Source organism: Stenotrophomonas maltophilia, from assembly GCF_002799245.1.
Lineage (GTDB): Bacteria > Pseudomonadota > Gammaproteobacteria > Xanthomonadales > Xanthomonadaceae > Stenotrophomonas > Stenotrophomonas maltophilia_S.
Map to the genome: position 1 here is coordinate 366,096 of NZ_NEQV01000001.1, position 19,953 is coordinate 386,048.

The following is a 19,953-nucleotide window of genomic DNA, read 5'->3' on the forward strand; positions in this document are numbered from 1 at the left end:
GCCTGTAGAGCCGAGCCCACGCTCGGCTGCCTTTCCGACCAGGTGCCGCCGAGCGTGGGCCCGGCTCTACGGTACGGGCATCACGCCGCGTCGATGGCCTCGGACAGGCGCTCCACCGCGATCACTTCCATGCCTTTCACCGAACCGCCCTTGGGGGCATTGGCCTTGGGCACGATGGCGCGCTTGAAGCCATGGGTGGCGGCCTCGCGCAGGCGGTCTTCGCCGTTGGGCACCGGACGGATCTCACCGGAAAGGCCCACCTCGCCGAAGGCGATGGTCTTCTCTGCCAGCGGCCGATCCTGCAGCGAGGACAGCACCGCCAGCAGCACCGGCAGATCGGCGGCGGTCTCCTGCACGCGGATGCCACCGACCACGTTGACGAACACGTCCTGGTCGCCGACCAGCACGCCGCCGTGGCGATGCAGCACCGCCAGCAGCATGGCCAGGCGGTTCTGCTCCAGGCCAACCGCGACACGACGGGGGTTCGACAGCGGCGACGCGTCGACCAGTGCCTGCACCTCCACCAGCAGCGGCCGGGTGCCCTCGCGGGTGACCATCACGCAGCTGCCCGGTTGATGGGTGCTGCCGCCGGACAGGAAGATCGCCGATGGATTGGAGACCTCCTTCAGGCCCTTGTCGCCCATCGCGAACACCCCCAGTTCGTTGACCGCACCGAAGCGGTTCTTGAACGCGCGCAACAGGCGGAAGCGGCTGCCGCTCTCGCCCTCGAAGTACAACACCGCGTCGACCATGTGCTCCAGCACGCGCGGGCCGGCGATGCCGCCTTCCTTGGTCACGTGGCCGACCAGGAACACGGCGGTGCCGGTTTCCTTGGCGAAACGCACCAGCCGCGCCGCGCTCTCGCGCACCTGGCTGACCGAACCCGGCGCCGCGGTCAGGCTCTCGGTCCACAGGGTCTGCACGGAATCGGCCACGATCAGCCGCGGGCCGGCCTTGGACGCGTGCTGCAGGATCGATTCGACCCCGGTTTCGGCAAGCGCATTGACGCCGTCCAGCGGCAGCTCCAGGCGGTGCGCGCGCCCGGCAACCTGCGCCAGCGACTCTTCGCCGGTGACGTAGAGCACCGGCAGTTCGGCCGCCATCTTCGCCACCGCCTGCAGCAGCAGCGTCGACTTGCCGATGCCCGGGTCGCCGCCCACCAGCACCACCGCACCCTCGACCAGGCCACCGCCCAGCACGCGGTCGAACTCGCCGATGCCGGTCGTGACCCGCCGGTGCTCGGTCTGCTCCACGTCCTTCAGGGCGGTGACCTTCGGCGGATCGATCTTGCCGGCCCAGCCCGCCCGGCGCGACGCCGGCGCCTTGGCGGCCGCCGCACTTTCCAGCACGATTTCCGACAGCGAGTTCCAGGCATTGCACTCGGTGCACTGGCCCTGCCACTTGCTGAATTCGGCGCCGCATTCATTGCAGACGTAGGCGATACGGGCTTTTGCCATCGGGTGATTTCCTGCAGCGGGAGCGGGCGTGGCAGGATAGCCGAGCCGGGTCGCAGGTGCTGCGACCGCTCAAGTCCTGCCCACCCGCGCCGATAGGGGTCGCGGGCGTGCGCCTTGCGGGCGCCCCTCCTTTCCCCACTGGATTCAACATGACTGGCAGTTACAGTCAGAGCCTGGTCATCATCTCCCTGCTGGTGGCCATTCTTGCTTCGTACACCGCGCTGGACATGGCCGGGCGCCTGGCCACGGCCGAAGGCCGCGTGGCCCGCTGGTGGCTGGCGGGTGGCGCGGCGGCGATGGGCCTGGGCATCTGGTCGATGCACTTCATCGGCATGCTCGCCTTCGACCTGCCGATCCCGGTGGGTTACGACCTTGGCATCACCCTGTACTCGCTGGCGGTCTCGATCGGTGCTTCAGCCTATGCACTGTGGCTGGTGTCGCGGCCCAGCCTGCCGTGGCGCCGGCTGCTGGCCGGCGCCGTGCTGATGGGCCTGGGCATCGCCACCATGCATTACCTGGGCATGGCAGCGATGCGCATGCAGCCCGGCATCGACTACCACCCGGGCTGGTTTGCCGCCTCCATCGCGGTGGCCATCGGTGCCGCCGGCGCCGCCCTGTGGATCGCCTTCCGCCTGCGCGCCGAGCAGCGCCACACCCTTCTCCTGCGCGCGCTCGCATCGCTGGTGATGGGGGTGGCCATCGTCGGTATGCATTACACCGGCATGGCTGCCGCGCGCTTCCCCGAAGGCAGCATCTGTGGCGCCGTCGGCAGTGGTGGCATCGACACGCGCTGGCTGGCGGTCCTGGTGATCGTCACCACCGTGGCCACGCTGGGCATCGCCCTGGTGGCCTCGCTGTTCGACCGGCAGATGCGCGTGCGCACCGGGCTGCTGGCCGATTCGCTGGCACATGCCAACAACAAGCTGATCCAGGCGGCACTGCACGACCCGTTGACTCAGCTGCCCAACCGCATGCTGTTGCAGGACCGCATCGAGCAGGCCATCGAAAAGGCACGGCGCCGCAACCACGCCGTTGCGGTGATGTTCTGCGACCTGGACGGCTTCAAGGCGGTCAATGATGCCTATGGCCACCAGCTCGGCGACCGCCTGCTGGTGGCGGTGGCGCAACGCATCGGTGGCCTGCTGCGTCCGCAGGATACCTTTGCCCGCCTCGGCGGCGACGAGTTCGTGATCGTGTTGGCCATCGATATTCCCGACGATGCGGTGGTGGTGGCCGAGCGCATCATCGCCGCTGCCGGCGAACCGTTCACGCTGGATGCGGCCGAGCTGCAGGTCAGCGCCAGCCTGGGCATCGCCCTGTACCCGGATGACGCCGGCAACGAGCGCGAGCTGATGGCGCACGCCGATGCGGCGATGTACCACACCAAGGAAACCGGGCGGAACGGCTATACCTTCTTCACCCCCTCGATGCAGCTCAGCGCCAACCGCCAGCTGCGCCTGCTGCAGGACCTGCGCAAGGCCATCGCCCGCAACGAACTGATCCTGCATTACCAGCCCAAATTCCCTGCCGCGGGCGCACCGGCCACCGGCGCCGAGGCGCTGCTGCGCTGGCAGCACCCGGAGCTGGGCCTGCTGGCTCCGGATGTGTTCATTCCCATCGCCGAGCGCAGTGGCCTGATCCTGCCGATCGGTGACTGGGTACTGGACCAGGCCTGCGCGCAGCTGCGTGCGTGGCACGTGGCCGGGCACACGGAATGGACAATGGCGGTGAACCTGTCGCCGTTGCAGTTCGCCTCGCCGGCGCTGCTGGACAGCGTGCGCGAGGTGCTGCACCGGCACCGGATCGAACCGGCGCGGCTGACCCTGGAGATCACCGAGACCACGGCGATGAAGGACGTCGATGCCAGCCTTGCGATCCTCAACGACCTGACCGCGATGGGCGTGCACATCGCCATCGATGATTTCGGCACGGGTTATTCCAGCCTGCTGTACCTCAAGCGCATGCCGGCCACGGAGCTGAAGATCGACCGTGCGTTCGTGCACGACCTGGAACGCAACGATGAGGACGCCGCCATCGTCTCGTCGATCATCGCGCTGGGCCGCACCCTGCAGCTGCAGGTGGTGGCCGAAGGCGTGGAGACCCAGGCGCAGCGCGAATACCTGAGCGAGCTGGGCTGCGACCAGCTGCAGGGCTACCACCTGGGCCGGCCGATGGAGGCCGACGAGTTCCTGCGCCGGGTGGGCTGAGGCCCCGTTCCGGGGTCGGATCCCTTGCCGGAGGCAAGGGCTCTGACCCGCATGCCTTGCGCGTGCTGCCATCCACGCATGGCGTGGATCTACCCGGGCCCCGGGGTCAGAGCCCTGTCCTGCGGACAGGGATCCGACCCCATCCACCCGCCAACAAAAAGGCCGACGAGTTCCTGCGCCGGGTGGGCTGAGGCCCCGTTGCGGGGTCGGATCCCTTGCCGCAGGCAAGGGCTCTGACCCGCATGCCTTGCGCGTGCTGCCATCCACGCATGGTGTGGATCTACCCGGGCCCCGGGGTCAGAGCCCTGTCCTGCGGACAGGGATCCGACCCCATCCACCCGCCAACAAAAAGGCCGCCCCGAAGGGCGGCCTTTTCGTGTGGCAACGTCGAAAGGACGTCAGTGCATCATGTGCACGTTCATGTTGTGCATGACCCACAGGGTGCCGATCACGATGATGCCGATCACCACGACGGTGAAGGCCGCAGCGTTGACGTTCCAGCGGCTTTCCGAAGAGCGGTCCAGGTGCAGGAAGAACACCAGGTGGACCAGCATCTGCAGCACCGCGGTGACCGCGATCACTACACCGTTGATGGTGCGCGAGAAGTCGCCCGACATCACCATCCAGAACGGGATGACGGTCAGCACCACCGCCAGCACGAAGCCGATCAGGTAGGACTTGACGCTGCCGTGGCTCTCGCCGCCGGCTGCGTGGTCGTGTGCATGGTTGTCATGTGCCATTACAGCGCTCCATTGAGGTAGACGACGGAGAACACGCCGATCCAGATCAGGTCCAGGAAGTGCCAGAACAGGCTCAGGCACGCCATGCGGGTCTTGTTGGTCGGGGTCAGGCCGTACTTCTTCAGCTGCACGAACATCACCAGCAGCCACAGCAGGCCGGCGCTGACGTGCAGGCCGTGGGTGCCGACCAGGGCGAAGAACGCCGACAGGAAGGCACTGCGGTCCGGACCGTAGCCCTGATGGATCAGATGCTGGAATTCATAGACTTCCATGCACATGAAGCCGAAGCCCAGCAGCCAGGTGACCGCCAGCCACAGGAACATCTGGCCAACCTGCTTGCGGTGCATGGCGATCATGCCCAGGCCGAAGGTCAGCGACGAGGTCAGCAGCAGCGCGGTTTCCCACGCCACGAACGGCAGCTCGAACAGGTCCTTCGCGCCGGGGCCACCGTCGGTACCGCCGGACAGCACCACGTAGGTGGCAAACAGCGAGGCGAAGATGAGGCAGTCGCTCATCAGGTACACCCAGAAACCGAAGACGGTGTTGCCGCCGGTGTCGTGGTGCTCGTGGTCGTCATGGCCATGGGCCGCCGCTTGCGCGGCGTGCCCGTGGCTCAGGGTCGAGGTATTGGTGCTCATGCCTTCAGCTCCGACTTCACCAGGCCCTGGGATTCCAGGTGCTTGCGGTGTTCGTTCTCGATGCGTTCCACCTCGGCGGCCGGGACCCAGTAGTCCACGTCCTGGTCGAAGGTGCGGTAGATGAACGTGGCGATCATGCCGACGAAGCCAACGATGGCCAGCCACCAGATGTGCCAGATCATCGCGAAGCCGAACACCAGGCTGAAGGCACCGATGACAACGCCCGTGCCGGTGTTGCGCGGCATGTGGATGTCGGTGTACTTGGCCGGCTTCGGCCAGGCTTCACCACGCTGCTTGCGCTCCCAGAAATCGTCCAGCTCGGTGACTTCCGGCAGGGTGCCGAAGTTGTAGAAGGCCGGCGGCGAAGAGGTTTCCCACTCCAGCGTACGCGCGTCCCACGGGTCGCCGGTCAGGTCGGCGGTCTTCTTGCGGTCGCGGATCGACACGGCCACCTGGATGATCTGGCACAGGATGCCGGCGCCGACGATGAAGGCACCCGCAGCAGCGACCAGCAGCAGCGGCTCGTAGGCCGGGTTGACGGTGCTCTGCAGGCGACGGGTCATGCCCATGAAGCCCAGCACGTACATCGGCATGAAGGTCACGTAGAAGCCGATGAACCAGCACCAGAACGCGCACTTGCCCCAGAACTCGTTGAGGCGGAAGCCGAACATCTTCGGCCACCAGTAGGTGATGCCGGCGAACATGCCGAACACCACGCCGCCGATGATGACGTTGTGGAAGTGGGCGATCAGGAACAGGCTGTTGTGCAGCACGAAGTCGATAGCCGGGATCGCCAGCATCACGCCGGTCATGCCGCCGATGGTGAAGGTGACCATGAAGCCGATGGTCCACAGCACGGGCGTGGTGAACTGCACGCGACCGCGGAACATGGTGAACAGCCAGTTGAAGATCTTCACGCCGGTCGGGATCGAGATGATCATCGTCGTGATGCCGAAGAAGGCATTGACGTTGGCGCCCGAACCCATGGTGAAGAAGTGGTGCAGCCACACGATGAACGACAGCACGCCGATGCAGGCGGTGGCGTAGACCATGCCCTTGTAGCCGAACAGCGCCTTGCGCGAGAAGGTCGCGATGACTTCGGAGAACACGCCGAACGCCGGCAGGACCAGGATGTACACCTCCGGGTGACCCCAGATCCAGATCAGGTTGATGTACAGCATGGCGTTGCCGCCACCGTCATTGGTGAAGAAGTGCGTACCCAGGTAACGGTCCAGGGTCAGCAGCACCAGGGTGATGGTCAGCACCGGGAAGGCAGCGACGATCAGCACGTTGGTCACCAGGGCGGTCCAGGTGAACACCGGCATCTGCATCAGCTTCATGCTCGGGGTGCGCATCTTGAGGATGGTGATGAAGAAGTTGATACCACTGAGCGTGGTACCCAAACCCGCCACCTGTAGACCCCAGATGTAGTAGTCCATGCCTACGCTTGGACTGTATTCAATGCCCGACAGCGGCGGGAACGCCAGCCAGCCGGTGGCAGCGAACTCACCGATCCACAGCGACAGCATGATCAGCACCGCACCGGACACGAACAGCCAGAAGCTGAGCGAGTTGACGAACGGGAACGCGACGTCGCGCGCACCGATCTGCAGCGGCACGGCCAGGTTCATCAGGCCGGTGATCAGCGGCATCGCCACGAAGAAGATCATGATCACGCCGTGGGCGGTGAAGATCTGGTCGTAGTGGTGCGGCGGCAGGTAACCCTCGGACCCGCCGACGGCAAGCGCCTGCTGGGTACGCATCATGATGGCGTCGGAGAAACCGCGCAGCAGCATGACGAAGGCGACGATGAGGTACATCACGCCGATCTTCTTGTGATCCACCGAGGTGAACCACTCCTTCCACAGATAGCCCCACAGCTTGAACTTGGTGATCAGGGCGACGACGCCCAGGCCACCAAGCACCGCGCCGATCAACGTCGTCAGGACGATCGGATCGTGGGGGATCGACTCGATTGAGAGCTTACCCAACATGTTCATTCTCCCGAGCCCGCGTGGCCGGCGTGACCGGCGGCGGCGTGCTCGTCAGCAGTGTGTCCGGCGTGTTCGGCCGGAGCGGCAGCGGCGTCGGCGTGGCCTTCGTGGCCCTCGTGACCCGCATGGGCATCGTGGCCTTCAGCAGCAGCACCGTCGGCCGGGGCCTTGTGCTCGTGCTTCATGCCGTAATGCTTGTTGTCGCCCATGTGCTTGGCGATGACCCAGTCGAACAGGCCTTCTTCGGTCTTGCCGAAGTAGGTGACCGGATACCACTCGGCGTTGCGTGCTTCACCCAGCGCCTTGAACGAGGCCTTGTCCAGGGTCTGCTCGCCGGCGCGGACCTGGTCCAGCCACTGGCGGTATTCGGCATCGGTGACCGAGTAGGCGGTGAAGTGCATCTTGGCGAAGCCCGCGCCGCTGTAGTGCGAGGACATGCCCGGGAATTCACCGGTCTCGTTGGCGATCAGGTGGAGCTTGGTCTCCATCGCAGCCATCGAGTAGATCATGCTGCCCAGGTGCGGGATGAAGAAGGCATTCATCACCGAATCGGACGTGATCTTGAAGTTCAGCGGCGTGTTGACCGGGAACTTGATTTCGTTGACGACCGCCACCTTCTCTTCCGGATAGATGAACAGCCACTTCCAGTCCAGCGAGATCGCCTCGATGGTGACCGGCTTGACGTCCGAATCCAGCGGCTTGTAGGGGTCCAGTGCGTGCGACGAGCGCCAGGTCAGGACCGCCAGCACCAGCACGATCATGCAGGGAATCGACCACACCACCACCTCGATCGCCGTCGAGTGGGACCACTTCGGCTCGTAACGGGCCTTGGTGTTGGAGGCGCGATACTTCCACGCGAAAGTCAGGGTCATGATGATGACCGGGATGACGACCAGCAGCATGAGCACGGTGGCCGTGATCAGCAGGGTCTTCTCATCCTGGCCGATCTGGCCCTTCGGACTGAGGATGGCCACGGCATCGCAGCCGGTGAGCATCACCAGCAACGACAGCAGCAGGCCCGGGCGCAACCAGCGCCCAAGGGTTTTCAACGGAATCATCGGTCGATCCAATTGCGAGGGAATGCCGTTCCCCGTCCTGCCTGTTCCGGCCAAAGCCGGTCCCACCGGTCCGGAGACAGGCAGGGAGGTGGGGTCGAGTCAGCCTTTCAATTTTAGGCCGTCACCCACCATTTAAGAAAGGCATTGACAATGATCGGACGCAGGAAAGGCCGCTTTCGGGCTGCGACACGTTGTCGCACCGCGCAGGTGCGGCGGGCAGGATGCCCGGGGGGCGCAGCGTAGCATCAGGTGCCGGGCACCGAAGCAACAGACCCGGCAAAGTTCACTGAATACATTCAGGCAAGCATCGACACCCCGCCAGGAGCACAGGACCATGGATACCCCCTTCAGCGTGCAACGCATCGACCACGTGGTGTTGAGGGTGCGGAACCTGCCGCATAGCGTGGACTTCTATCGTCAGGTGCTCGGCTGCACCGTGGAGCGGCGGCGCGACCATCTCGGCCTGGTCCACCTGCGTGCCGGCGCATCGATGATCGATCTTGTCAGCCTCGACGGCACGCTGGGCCGCCACGGAGGCGCCGGCCCCGGCCCGGAAGGCCGCAATGTCGACCACCTGTGCCTGCGCATCGAACCGTTCGACGAGGCCACGCTGGTCGCGCACCTGGCCGCACAGGGCGTGCAGGTACGGGCACCGGCCGAGGTCAACTTCGGCGCCGAGGGCGACGGCCTCTCGCTGTACTTCCACGACCCGGACGGCAACACCATCGAATTGAAAGGGCCGGCCAGCGCAGATGCCCGATGAAGTTGCCGACATTGTCGTGATCGATCCGCCCCGGCGTGACCTACTGGCGGGGGACCGGCCCTGGTCCAGCACCCGGCAACCATGACGGCACTACCCCACCCACCCCACAGACACCTTGTATGGCAAGCATTTGTGCGGGTAGAGCCGCATGCAACAATGGCACCCTACAGCGTGACCAGCACTGCCTGCGTACCGGCTACCCTTGGCAGCACCGTTGCATGTGTGCGCATCATGGCAAGCCACCTGAAACCGGTGGCCGGGTCGGCAAAACCCGCAATGCACTGGCTGTTTACGCTTGCCAGCCGGCGTCGCCCTGAGCGGCGCCGGCTGGCAATCCGTCCGCGTTCCATGGCGGGCGGTGCGTGGGGGTGCGCGTCAGCGCATCCGCCGGTCTCCTGTAGCAACCGGTTTTTGCCGCCACGTACCGTCCGCCACCTTCGCCGGTGGCGCTGCCGTTATGCCCTGCACGGAGCATCTGCCATGAACGCACACCAACCTCCCCTGCTGCACGCCTTTCGCGGCGCGTCCGCCGCCGTTGCGGCCGACACCGACGATATCGACGACGGCGACCCCAATAGCTTCATCGCCTGCCTGAAGCAGATCAGCGACGGCGCGGCGGCCGATGGCCAGCCTTGGCCCGAGCGCCATCAGCTGCCTGGCCGCCGCTTGGCCCTGGCCGATACCGATGGTGCCTTGACCGGCCTGCGCGTGGTGCAGGAGGTGCTGCTGGCCGCCGAGCGCAGCCGGCAGAGCGCCGGGCCCGAACATCATGTAGGCGACCGGGTGATGGAAGGCCTGATGCTGGCCTGCATGGGCCTGTGTGCCCAGGCCAGTACGCGGTTGCGGCCGGGGTGAGCGTGTCCCTGTCCCAATGATGTGGGGTTGAACGACGGGGGCGTTGCAGGCGCGGGAGCCGATAAGGTCTGCTCCCGTGTCTGGCGAACCTGCAACGCGTAGACGGTGCGCGGGACGTGCGTGGCTGGCGCTCCCACGCTGGGCAAAGATGGCAGGCGAACGAAGATTCGGCCTGACAGGTCGACACCCCCTGCGTGACCCAGAATGCACTCCGACCGTGAAAGATGGCCCAGGCCTTCCCTCTCCTGATCCAGAGACCGCAGCCCATGACCATTGCCATCTTCTGCACCGTCATTGCCTTCGTTGCCGGCTTCATCGGTGCATCGCCGGGAAAGGCATCGCTGATGGCAGGCATCGTTGGTTTTGTTGCCGAATTCACTGCCCTTGCGGTCGGGCGAGGGCTCGACCACTGGATCGACCTCTACTCAAACGTCGTGCTGTCCCTGCTAATTGCTGCAGCCGCTGCTCTCATGGCATTTGCGGTGGCAAAGCTGAAGCGATAGAGCGTGGGTTGCGCGCAGCACTTTTCCCAACTGCCGCCTTCAAGCACGCATGCAATGACTACAGACCGTCAGGTTCGCCAGGTGAAAGCCTCCGTGGAAAGGTCTACGGCATCGCTGAAAATGCAACGAGCAGTCAGCCGCAACCCATTTGCCGCTTGACGAAGTACAGCAGATCGCCTCATACCTGGTCACGAAGAAGCAGGCGTACAAGTCAATGAATGCAACAAGATTCTGGCAATGCTGCAAATTCACATTGCAGGCAAACAGCCAACTTGAAAGCCCAGGGAGTCTCCGATGCTAGCCGGCATGCATATGCGCATGTATTTTTCTCTACTTCACGCTCAAATGGCCGCATTCCATGCCCGATCAGCGGCAGGCATGCCCTTGGATGGATCGGAAGAGGCGGCCATAGCCTTGAGCGCACATGTTTCAGGCGCGGTGATGTGCGCCAGCGCGTTCATTGAAGCTACCGCCAACGAGCTGAGCGAGAAAGACGAAAAAGCGAATGCCCTGTCGCGGCTCAACAAGATCCTGATAGATGCCAATGTTGAAGCCATGAATGAATCAGACACGACATTCCATTCAGCCAAAACTCTATTCGACTTACGGAATCGCCTGACTCATTACAAACATGATTGGCTGGACTGGGGCACTAAAGATATGGTGGGGCCCAACAATCTATATGACAGCCCACTTTATGAAAGGCTGCAGAGCTCGTTCGAGTTTCTCCCTGCATCTGTTCACTACATCCCCAGATTTCTGTCTCCGGATTGTGCGCTGTGGGCAATCACATCCGCCACTTCATTCCTGGATGACTTCTACACCCGTCTGGGAATGCGCCCCAATCATGACCACCTCCGGGATCGAATCGAGGTCAATCGATTGTGGCAAGGCTCGTGATCAACAAGGCCCCGGCGACGCCCCTTGGCTATGAAGCCGCACGACTCGCAGGTGGAAGAGACATCAGCTCCTCACCCAGCAAGAACCTCCTTCCCATCAAAGACTTGCCGATTCCGCCCAAACAAAAAGCCCCGACCTAGGCCGGGGCTTTTCATACAACTGGTGCCGGAAACAGGAGTCGAACCTGCGACCTACGCATTACGAATGCGCCGCTCTACCAACTGAGCTATTCCGGCGGAGCCCGCGATTTTACGGGCTGGGCGCCCTGGCGGTCAATCCACCCGGCTCAGCCCGCCTCCACCCGGTTCGCACAGGCCCTTCCGGCGGCGAAATCGCCCAGGTTGCCCAGCGTGATCGCCGAGATCTCCTGCAGCGCTTCCACGGTGAAGAAGCCCTGGTGGCCGGTCACCAGCACATTCGGGAAGGTCATCAGGCGCTGGAAAGCCTCGTCATCGATGATCTCGCCGGAGAGGTCCTGGAAGAACAGCGCGCTTTCCTGCTCGTAGACATCGATGGCCAGGTGGCCGAGCCGCCGCGACTTCAGCGCGCGGATCACCGCATGGGTATCGACCAGCCCGCCACGCGAGGTGTTGACCAGCATCGCGCCGGTCTTCATCCGCGCCAGCGAGGCGTCGTTGATCAGATGCTGGGTATCGGGCGTCAGCGGGCAATGCAGCGACACGATGTCGGCGCGCGCCAGCAGTTCATCCAGGCCCACCATCCCGCCCACATCGGCGAAGGCCGGCGACGGGTACGGATCGTGCCCCAGCACGGTGCAGCCCATGCCGTTGAAGATGCGCGCGGTGGCCAGGCCGATCTTGCCCGTGCCGATGATGCCGACCGTGCGCCCATGCAGGGTGCGCCCGAGCAGGCCATCCAGCATGAAGTTGCCCTCGCGCACGCGGTTGTAGGCACGATGGGTCTGCCGGTTGAGCGTCATCACCAGCGCCAGCGCGTGCTCGGCCACGGCTTCGGGGGAATAGGCCGGCACCCGTGCGACGAACAGGTCCAGCGCCTTCGCGGCTGCCAGGTCCACATTGTTGAAGCCGGCGCAGCGCAGCAGCACCGCGCGTACGCCCAACGCATGCAGCGCATGCAGCACCGGCGCGTCGAGACGGTCATTGACGAACACACAGACGGCCGCGCAGTCCTGTGCAAGCGCTGCGGTATGCACATCCAGCGCGGCATCGAAGTAGACGAACGTATAACCCTGCCCGGCCGCATCGCGCTGGTTGGCCTCGTCGAGGAAGCGACGGTCGTAGGGGCGGGCACTGAAAACGGCGATCTGCATGGACGGGCCTGGCTGGAGTTCCCTGCCGACCATACCGCAGCATCCGCCCCGATGGGATGGCCCCGGCGATACGGATATCGCCGGGGCCGAGTACCCCTTAGAACCGGTAGCCCAGGCCCAGCATCACGCCATTCTGGATCTGTCCGTCGCGGCGCTCACCCACGTAGTCGGCCATGATCGACAGACGCTCGCTGGCACGACTGGTCACGCCAAGGTTCCAGGCCAGCACCTGCTCGCCCACCGCCTGGCTGCTGGCACCAAATACCAGGTCGGGTGCCGCGGCGAAACCGGTGCTGTAGCGCGCCTGGGAATCGCCCAGCTCCTTCTGCCAGACCACGCGGGCACGCGGGGTGATGCGCTCGCCGTTGTTGCCTTCGAAGGTCTTGAACAGCTGCAGGCCGGCACCCAAGCGGATGCTCTCCAGGCTGCCACTGCGGCCGACCAGCGCACCGGCACCCTGCCCTTCATTGAAGCGGGTTGCCGAGGTGCGTGCGTAGTCCACCACCGGCAGCAGCGGCTGGATCACCAGCCCCTTGCCGGTGGTGAAGGAGAACGCATGTTCCACCCGCGCCGAGATCGCGTCGTTGCTGTAGCGGGCACGCAGCGGCTGCTGCAGGCCATCGATGGCCGAGAGGCTGCGGCGGGTGTCGTGGCGCAGGTCGGTGTAGCGCACGGCTGCCGACAGGTAGCCACGCGAATAGGTCGCGTCCAGGTACCCGCCCACATCCAGCGCGCGCACGTCGCCATTGAAACCGGAGCCATCGCTGGCCTTGGTCGACATGTCGGCCGCGGCCACGCTGACGCCAAGGGTGACGCGGTCATCGGCCAGACGGGTATCGGCACCGACCACGATGCCGCCGATGTTGTGGCTCAGGCCGGCCACGCCACCATCGGCGTCGATGCGGCCATGGCTGGCGAAACCGCGCGCCCACAGGCCATGGCTGCGGCCCGGCACACTGCCACCGCCAGCCCCCTCGCCCGCCGGCTCGACCAGATGCATGGCCAGCTGGTTGAACAGGTTGCCATGGCGCATGCCCGGCTGCGCCGAGACCGACTGCGCCGCCTGCGAGGCCAGGCCATCGGCATCGCCACCACTGCGCATCGCCGCCTGGTGCTGCTGCACCACGTTGCCGATGCTGCCCAGCAGTGCATTGTCGGCCAGGCGCAGGCTGGCATGTGCGTCACCACGCAGGGCACCGGCCTGTTGTGCGATCACGTCGCGGTCGGTGAACTGCAGCGCACCGAGCAGCGACTTCAGGCCGCTGTCCTGGCGGTCCGATGCGGCGGCCAGCGCGCGCCCCAGCCCGTCGCCGGAGGTGCCGTTGGCAAACAGCCCCAGCTGATCGAAGCCCGGGTTGGCGGTCAGCCAGAGGCCGTCGGCCGTCTGGTTGACGTTGAAGCTGAGCAGCGAATTGTGGCGCGGGCGGAACACTTCACCGGCAGTGATGCTGGCGCTGTAGCCGGCGTCACCCAGACGCACGACATCCTGGAAACCGCCCTGGTAGATCGGCCCTTCCACCAGGTCGCGGCGGTAGGCGCCGGCATAGAAGCCCTGGGCGACGTTCAACGCCAGGTGTGCGCCCTGCGAGATCACCAGCGCCCCCTCTTCGGCACCACCATCGTAGAAGCTGCCGACGCGCAGGCGGCCACTGCCGGTGCCACCGGCTTCGGTCACATCGAACAGCACCTGCCCGCCGGGCATGATGTTGACGTAGCCGTGGGTCACCAGATCACCGCCACGCGGCATCAGCGTGCCGAACACGCGCAGGCGGTTGAAGCCGTCTTCGCGGTAGGACGGGCCGGTGCCATCCAGCAGCGCATCGCTGTCCGTGCCGACCGACGCGATATCGCCGTGGCCAACCACGATGCTGCCCGGCATCACCCGCAGCTCGGGGGTGCGCAGCGCGCCACCCTCCAGTGCGATGGTGCCGTTGTCGACCAGCATGAAATCGGCGCCGGTGGTTTCGGCGGTGCGCCAGGTCGCGCCATTGCTGATACGGATCACGCCGGCCGAACTGGCCAGGGTCGACGCATCCAGATCGGCCAGCCGCAGCTGGCCGCGCAGTTCATCCTGCAGATCGGGGTCGGCGAGCATCTGCTGCAGCGACTGTGCGCCGATGCCGTTCGGCCCCCGCGTGGAGACGTTGTACAGACTCACCGCGTAGTTGATGTAGGTGCTGGCCCAGTCGGTGTTCCAGCGCGCGAAATCGTCGTCGACGAAGGCCTGCAGCTGGCGCGCGGTGCGCAGGTAGCCCGGGTTGATGTCGCCGCTGACGTTGCTGGTGACACGCAGGGTGTCGCCCGGATCGCGGTAGCCTGCCGTATTGATGATGTTGTTGCTGCGGATGTCCTGGCCCGGGAACGACTCCAGCCTGCTGCCGCTGCCATCCGGATCGAAGGTGACCGACGTACCCGTGGTGCGCGCCGGGTCGCGGAACACCAGCAGGCCATTGGGCTGCACCACCTCATACATGGCCTTGTGCAGCAGGCCCGCATCCATGCCGCCGCCGTAGTTGCCGGTGTAGATCTGGGTCATGCGCGGCGACGGCGCGTAGGTGATCCTGCCGCCGCTGCTGGCAGCATGGATCTGCACCGAGTCGACCAGCGGCAGATCGCCGCCGAGGTAACGGTTGACGCCGCCGGACTGCATGATCGAGCAGGACGAAATGCAGTGGCCCGACACGATGGTGTCCAGGCCCTGGGTGCGGATCACGGCCTGCAGCCACTCGCCGGCAATCAGCGCGCCACCGTTGGACGTACGCAGCACGACTTCGCGGATCGGGCGCCCCTCGGCCTGCGCCTTGGCCAGCAGCGCAGGCAGCGCCACCACATCGGCAACGGTTACGCCGCCGCTGAGGAATACGCGATCATCCTGCACGTGATAATTCATTGCCATGAGGTCATCAACCGCCGTCATGGCGGTGACGCCCATCAGGCCGGCCAGGGCCAGGCTCAACTTCGAATGCTTCATGTGTTCTCTCTCCACCCGCAACACACGGGTCAAGAGTTCAACGTCCGGGCGGTGCGATCTCCCCCAGCGCGCCGGACCGCGAAACATGAATGTATTCATAATGGAATCAGTGACCACACTCACTCTTCCCCATCCGGTCATCGTCGCGTAAAACTCGAAGACGTACCCGCCACCGACGCCCGAGGCCAGTCCTGTCCGCCCCCTCTCCTCTGATCCATCGCGCGCCGGACCTGTCCGTGCCGGCGGACGCGTTCATTGCGTTCGTGCGGGAAGAACGCGCGCCGTTGTGCGCCTTCCTGCGCACGCGCGGTGTTGGGCCGGAGGATGCCGAGGACATCGCGCAGGACTGCATGGAGCGGCTGATCCGCTATCGCGCGCACAATGCCGACGAGCTGCGGTTGCTGCTGTATCGTATCGCCCGCAACCGCCTGGCAGACCGCGGCCGTTCGTCGCAGTCGCGGCCGCATCTGTCCCTCGCCGAACACGATGGCGGCAACGAGCCTTCCAGCACGTCGCCCGATCCATTGCGCCAGGCCGAGTCCGGGCAGATGCTGTCCCTGCTGCGGCAGGCCCTGTTCAAGCTGCCCGAGCGCGCGCGCGAGGTGTACCTGCTCAACCGGATCACCGGCATGAGCTATACGCAGATCGCGCGGCACTGTGGAATCACCGCCAAGACCGTGGAAAAACATATCGCCCGCGCCCTGCAGGGCCTGCGCCAGGAACTCGGATCGGATCCGCTGCACAACGACAGGGACAACGGATGAGTCACGTCAGGGCCAGGGAAGACACCCTGTTGTTTGAACGTGCCAGCGCCTGGGTGGCGCGGCTGGAGGCTCCGGACTGCACGCCGGCCGAGCGCGAGGCGTTCGAGGACTGGCTGGCCGAAGACCCGGCCCATGTCACCGCCTGGATCCAGGCCGAGACGCTGTTCCAGCAGGGCGAAGAACTGGCAGCCGACCCGTGGCTGCGCACCGCCGCTGCTCGCGTGGCGCGACCCGTGCGGCGTCGCTGGCTGCCGGCGGTGGCCGCCGCCGCAGGCGTCTGCCTGGCCATCGGTATCGGTTGGATGGTCGCCGTCGACGGCAACCCCACGCCGCTGCGCTACGCCAACGATTCCCACCAGCCCCGGCAGCAGACGCTGGCCGATGGCAGCGTAGCCACGCTGGATGCAGGCACCACCCTGCACGCCCGTTTCGGTTGGCGCCATCGCAACCTGGAGCTGGAACGTGGCCGCCTGCAGCTGCAGGTCGCACCGTCAAGCAAGGCACTGCAGCTGCGCGCCGGCGACAGCACCATCCGCGACATCGGCACCACCTTCCAGGTGGAACGCCTGCACGATGGCCTGGTCGAAGTCGCATTGCTGGAGGGTGCGGTGGAGGTCAGCAATGGGGGGACCCAGCACACCCTGGCGCCCGGCCAGCAGCTGCAGGTGCTGCCATCGGGCCGCATCCAGCCCGGCCCGGCGCTGTCGTCCAATGCCGCTGCCGAAGGCTGGCTGCAGGGACAGCTGGTGTTCGATGCCACGCCGCTGTCGATCGTGGTCGAGCGCATGAACCGCTACGGCCGCACGCCGCTGGTGATCGCCGATCCCGAGATCGCCAGCCTGGCGGTGAGTGGCACCTTCCGTGCCGGCGACGCGCAGGAACTGCTGTCGGCGCTGGAACTGGGTTGGTCGGTGGCTGGCCAGACGCGACCGGATGGCGCGCTGGAACTGCGCCGCACGTACTGAGGAGGCCTGCAGTGATGGCAGTACCGGGCGCGCTGCAGGAGGGGCTGCTCCGCAGCCTGTTCTGCATCGCGCTGAGCTTCGCCGCGCTGCCCTCTGCCGATGCAGCCGAACAGGCCGGCACCCTGGAGGTCCATGTTGATGCAGGCCCGCTGGCACCGGCCCTGCAGCAATGGGCACGACAGAGTGGCATTGCCCTGCTGTTCGACGCGCGCGAACTGGATGGCCTGCGCACCTCCGGCACCCACGGCCGCAGCGACGCGGCCGCAGCCTTGAAGGAACTGGTCGCCGGCACGCCGGTGAATATCCTGCGCACGTCATCTGGCGGATTCGTCGTCCGCCGCACCCACCCTGCACCGCCATCGCCGCCGCCGGTCGCGGCGCACGCAACGCCTGCAGCACCGCTGCCACGCAGGGCGGCCGAGACGCCGCGGCAGGTGGAGCTGGCACCGATCCATGTCACCGGCAGCCGGCTGCCGCGCACCTCCGTGCAGACCACGCTGCCGGTGACCATCATCGACCGCGACGACATCCTGCGCAGCGGTTACGGCAGCCTGTTCGACCTGCTGCGGCACCTGCCCGGCATGAACGGCCACCCGGCGATGAGCACCTCGCGCAGTGGCGATTCGCAGTACCTGCCGGTGGGTGCGGCCACCACCACCAGCCTGGACGGCATGGGCCCGCGTGCGACCTTGTTCCTGGTCAATGGCAGGCGCCTGCCGCGCTATCCAATGGTGTCGCTGGAACAGGGCGGGCTCACCGACCTGGGGGGCATCCCGCTCAGCTTCGTCGAACGCATCGAACTGGTACGTGGCGGCGCCTCGGCCATCTATGGTGCCGACGCGATGTCCGGCGTGGTCAACATCATCCTGCGTGACCAGGCCGATGGCCCTGAAGCCATGCTGCAGACCGGCCTGAGCGGGCACGGCGACGCCGGCCAGTATCGCGTGCAGGCAGCCACCGGCGGTGTGCGCGACGGAGGAGACCGCTGGTTCGCCGGCATCGACCTGCACCGCATTGACCACGTGGCCGGTGACCGTCGTGATTGGCATGCAGAGACCTCGCAGTACCTGATCGGCGCTTTTCGCGATGGACTCTACTGGCCGGCAAAACGCTGCGAAGGACCATTGAAACGGCGCGACGGTGCCTGCTGGTTCGACAGCGCGCGCCCGCGCTCGCTGCAACCGGCCTCGGACACCGCCTCGGCCTACCTGCGCTACCGGCATGAACGCGGTGAAGGTCGCTATGCCTACGCCGAAGCGCGGGCCAGCCACAACCGGCAGCGCTTCGATCTCGGCCCCACCGCCGTTGCCATCGGGCTGTATGGGTTCACCTTCAACAGCGTGCTGCGCGAAGCCGGCAATGTGCGACCGCATGTACGCGCCACCGATGCCGACGTCACCTTCGGCATCGGCCGCGACCAGGGCCGGCGCAGCTGGGATGCCGGCATCAGCGCACAGCGCAGCGATGTCACGTTGTCCACATCGGGCACCGTGCGCGCCGAACCGCTGCTGCGCGTAGCCGAGACACTGGATTTCCTGCCCGGCTTCACCTCGTTGCCGGCAGGCGCGGCCGAACAGTTGTTCCCGTCGATCCGCAACCGCGGGCGTACCGAACAGTGGCAGGGCTGGTGGGGCATGCAGCGCGAGTTGATGCCATTGGCCGGCGGTGCTGCACAGTTGGCCACCGGCATCGACCTGCGCCAGGAACGCTGGACGTCGCATCCCGACGCGCTGCTGAGCCAGGGTGACCTGGCGCTGGGCCTGCCACAGGAGCAGCGGCACCTGTCGCGCCGCAGTGGCGGTGCCTACGCCGAACTCGGCCTGCCACTGGCGCACACGCTGCGCATGGATCTGGCAGCACGCTGGGACCGCGATGGCGACTACCAGGCCTTCTCGCCGCGCGTGGGCGTACGCTGGAGCCCAACACCGCAGTGGTCATTCCTGCTTGCCAGCGGGCGCGGCTACCGTGCCCCCAGCCTGTTCGAGCAGCGGCGACCACCGGGCTATTTCGGCGCGATCGAACTACCCGCCTCCAGTGCCCTGCCCGACTGCGCGCAGAGCTCGGGCAACGGGCGCTGCAGCGTTACCGTGGACGTGGTGGAGAACGATGCATTGAAAGCCGAGCGGTCGCGCAGCCATTCCCTGGCCGCGACCTGGACGCCGACCGAAGCGTTTTCGCTGTCACTGACCCACAACATCGTCGAACTGCGCAACGAGATCCTGGCATTGCAACCGGCCGACGCGGTATGGAACCGCAGCACCTGGGAGCTTGACGAGGACGGCCGCCTGCGCAACCTGCGCCTGTCCTTCGACAACATCGGCCGCACCACCTCGCGCAACTTTGTACTGCGTGGGGAGTACCACATCGACACCGACAGCACCGGCCAGTGGTTGTTCTCGCTCGATGCACTGAAGCAGCAGGAACTGCGCCGCGAGCGTGGCCATGAAGCAACGGTGGACCTGCGTGGCCATGTCACACCGACGATGGCCGCCGTGCTCAATGTGCAGTGGCAGAACAGCAACTGGGACATCGCCCTGCGCGGCAACCAGGTGGGGCGCACGCGCGCCTGGCTGCCCGGTGCGGAATGCCCCGAGGAGCAGCGCGAGCAGAACCATTGCATGAACCCCCGGCAGCTGCGTTGGAACCTGCATCTCGCACGGCGGCTGGGGCCGCGCGTGGTCGCCGCGCTGGACGTGCACAACGTGCTCGACACACAGCCGGTGAACTACCTCGTCGGCAATGGCGGCCAGATGCCGGGGCTGGACGATCCACTCGGACGCTACTTCCTGCTGACCCTGCAGATCCACTGAGCGTAGTACCCTACGCGCCCTGTTCCATCGGTCCACC

15 protein-coding genes and 1 tRNA gene are annotated in these 19,953 nt (G+C 65.9%); 8 read left to right on the forward strand and 8 right to left on the reverse strand.

Going from position 1 to position 19,953, the window contains the following annotated elements:
* Nucleotides 1-80: 80 nt before the first annotated feature.
* Entirely contained in the window at nucleotides 81-1,457 is a 1,377-nt protein-coding gene (gene radA, locus B9Y64_RS01725) for a DNA repair protein RadA (RefSeq protein WP_100439254.1), read from the reverse strand.
* A 149-nt stretch (nucleotides 1,458-1,606) separates the two neighbouring features.
* On the opposite strand from radA, the gene B9Y64_RS01730 reads away from it, so the two are divergent.
* Nucleotides 1,607-3,664, forward strand: coding sequence for a putative bifunctional diguanylate cyclase/phosphodiesterase (locus B9Y64_RS01730; protein ID WP_100439255.1), 2,058 nt, complete (start codon nucleotides 1,607-1,609; stop codon nucleotides 3,662-3,664).
* 398 nt (nucleotides 3,665-4,062) lie between these two features.
* Here B9Y64_RS01730 and cyoD read toward each other — a convergent pair whose 3' ends face one another.
* From cyoD to cyoA, 4 genes are read right to left on the reverse strand one after another with little or no spacing between them, the layout of a single operon-like run.
* Nucleotides 4,063-4,404, reverse strand: coding sequence for a cytochrome o ubiquinol oxidase subunit IV (gene cyoD, locus B9Y64_RS01735; RefSeq protein ID WP_100439256.1), 342 nt, complete (start codon nucleotides 4,402-4,404; stop codon nucleotides 4,063-4,065).
* Nucleotides 4,404-5,042, reverse strand: coding sequence for a cytochrome o ubiquinol oxidase subunit III (cyoC, locus tag B9Y64_RS01740; protein ID WP_049465799.1), 639 nt, complete (start codon nucleotides 5,040-5,042; stop codon nucleotides 4,404-4,406). Before cyoC ends, cyoD begins: the two co-directional genes overlap by 1 nt.
* Nucleotides 5,039-7,036 (reverse strand): cytochrome o ubiquinol oxidase subunit I, encoded by a 1,998-nt coding sequence (gene cyoB / locus B9Y64_RS01745; RefSeq protein WP_100439257.1) that lies wholly within the window; start codon nucleotides 7,034-7,036, stop codon nucleotides 5,039-5,041. Before cyoB ends, cyoC begins: the two co-directional genes overlap by 4 nt.
* 2 nt (nucleotides 7,037-7,038) lie before the next feature.
* On the reverse strand, nucleotides 7,039-8,094 hold the full coding sequence (cyoA, locus tag B9Y64_RS01750) for a ubiquinol oxidase subunit II (protein WP_100439258.1): 1,056 nt from the start codon (nucleotides 8,092-8,094) through the stop codon (nucleotides 7,039-7,041).
* A 334-nt stretch (nucleotides 8,095-8,428) separates the two neighbouring features.
* Between cyoA and B9Y64_RS01755 the strand changes: the two genes are divergently transcribed.
* The 4 genes from B9Y64_RS01755 (at nucleotide 8,429) to B9Y64_RS21855 (ending at nucleotide 11,115) form a co-directional block, all read left to right on the forward strand.
* Entirely contained in the window at nucleotides 8,429-8,857 is a 429-nt protein-coding gene (locus B9Y64_RS01755) for a VOC family protein (RefSeq protein ID WP_100439259.1), read from the forward strand.
* 480 nt (nucleotides 8,858-9,337) lie between these two features.
* A complete protein-coding gene (locus tag B9Y64_RS01760; RefSeq protein WP_100439260.1) occupies nucleotides 9,338-9,712 on the forward strand; it encodes a hypothetical protein in 375 nt (124 codons plus the stop codon).
* A 266-nt stretch (nucleotides 9,713-9,978) separates the two neighbouring features.
* Nucleotides 9,979-10,215, forward strand: a complete 237-nt coding sequence (locus B9Y64_RS01765) for a hypothetical protein (RefSeq protein WP_157804469.1) — start codon at nucleotides 9,979-9,981, stop codon at nucleotides 10,213-10,215.
* Nucleotides 10,216-10,509: 294 nt separating this feature from the next.
* Nucleotides 10,510-11,115: a hypothetical protein gene (locus B9Y64_RS21855; protein ID WP_157804470.1), complete on the forward strand. Its 606-nt coding sequence runs from the start codon at nucleotides 10,510-10,512 to the stop codon at nucleotides 11,113-11,115.
* A gap of 160 nt (nucleotides 11,116-11,275) precedes the next feature.
* On the opposite strand, the gene B9Y64_RS01770 is transcribed toward B9Y64_RS21855, so the two are convergent.
* From B9Y64_RS01770 to B9Y64_RS01780, 3 genes are all read right to left on the reverse strand, one after another.
* Nucleotides 11,276-11,351 (reverse strand) — tRNA-Thr (locus B9Y64_RS01770).
* A gap of 50 nt (nucleotides 11,352-11,401) precedes the next feature.
* Nucleotides 11,402-12,406 carry a 2-hydroxyacid dehydrogenase gene (locus B9Y64_RS01775; RefSeq protein WP_100439262.1) on the reverse strand — a complete coding sequence of 335 codons (1,005 nt, stop codon included), beginning with the start codon at nucleotides 12,404-12,406 and terminating at the stop codon, nucleotides 11,402-11,404.
* 97 nt (nucleotides 12,407-12,503) lie between these two features.
* Nucleotides 12,504-15,377: an autotransporter domain-containing protein gene (locus B9Y64_RS01780; protein ID WP_100439263.1), complete on the reverse strand. Its 2,874-nt coding sequence runs from the start codon at nucleotides 15,375-15,377 to the stop codon at nucleotides 12,504-12,506.
* 236 nt (nucleotides 15,378-15,613) lie between these two features.
* Here B9Y64_RS01780 and B9Y64_RS01785 point away from each other — a divergent pair, with 236 nt between their 5' ends.
* From B9Y64_RS01785 to B9Y64_RS01795, 3 genes are read left to right on the forward strand one after another with little or no spacing between them, the layout of a single operon-like run.
* Nucleotides 15,614-16,141 (forward strand): RNA polymerase sigma factor, encoded by a 528-nt coding sequence (locus B9Y64_RS01785; RefSeq protein ID WP_100439264.1) that lies wholly within the window; start codon nucleotides 15,614-15,616, stop codon nucleotides 16,139-16,141.
* Nucleotides 16,138-17,106 carry a FecR family protein gene (locus tag B9Y64_RS01790; RefSeq protein ID WP_100439265.1) on the forward strand — a complete coding sequence of 323 codons (969 nt, stop codon included), beginning with the start codon at nucleotides 16,138-16,140 and terminating at the stop codon, nucleotides 17,104-17,106. The genes B9Y64_RS01785 and B9Y64_RS01790 overlap by 4 nt, the downstream gene beginning before the upstream one ends.
* A gap of 14 nt (nucleotides 17,107-17,120) precedes the next feature.
* Nucleotides 17,121-19,916: a TonB-dependent receptor gene (locus B9Y64_RS01795; RefSeq protein ID WP_100439266.1), complete on the forward strand. Its 2,796-nt coding sequence runs from the start codon at nucleotides 17,121-17,123 to the stop codon at nucleotides 19,914-19,916.
* Nucleotides 19,917-19,953: the final 37 nt, after the last annotated feature.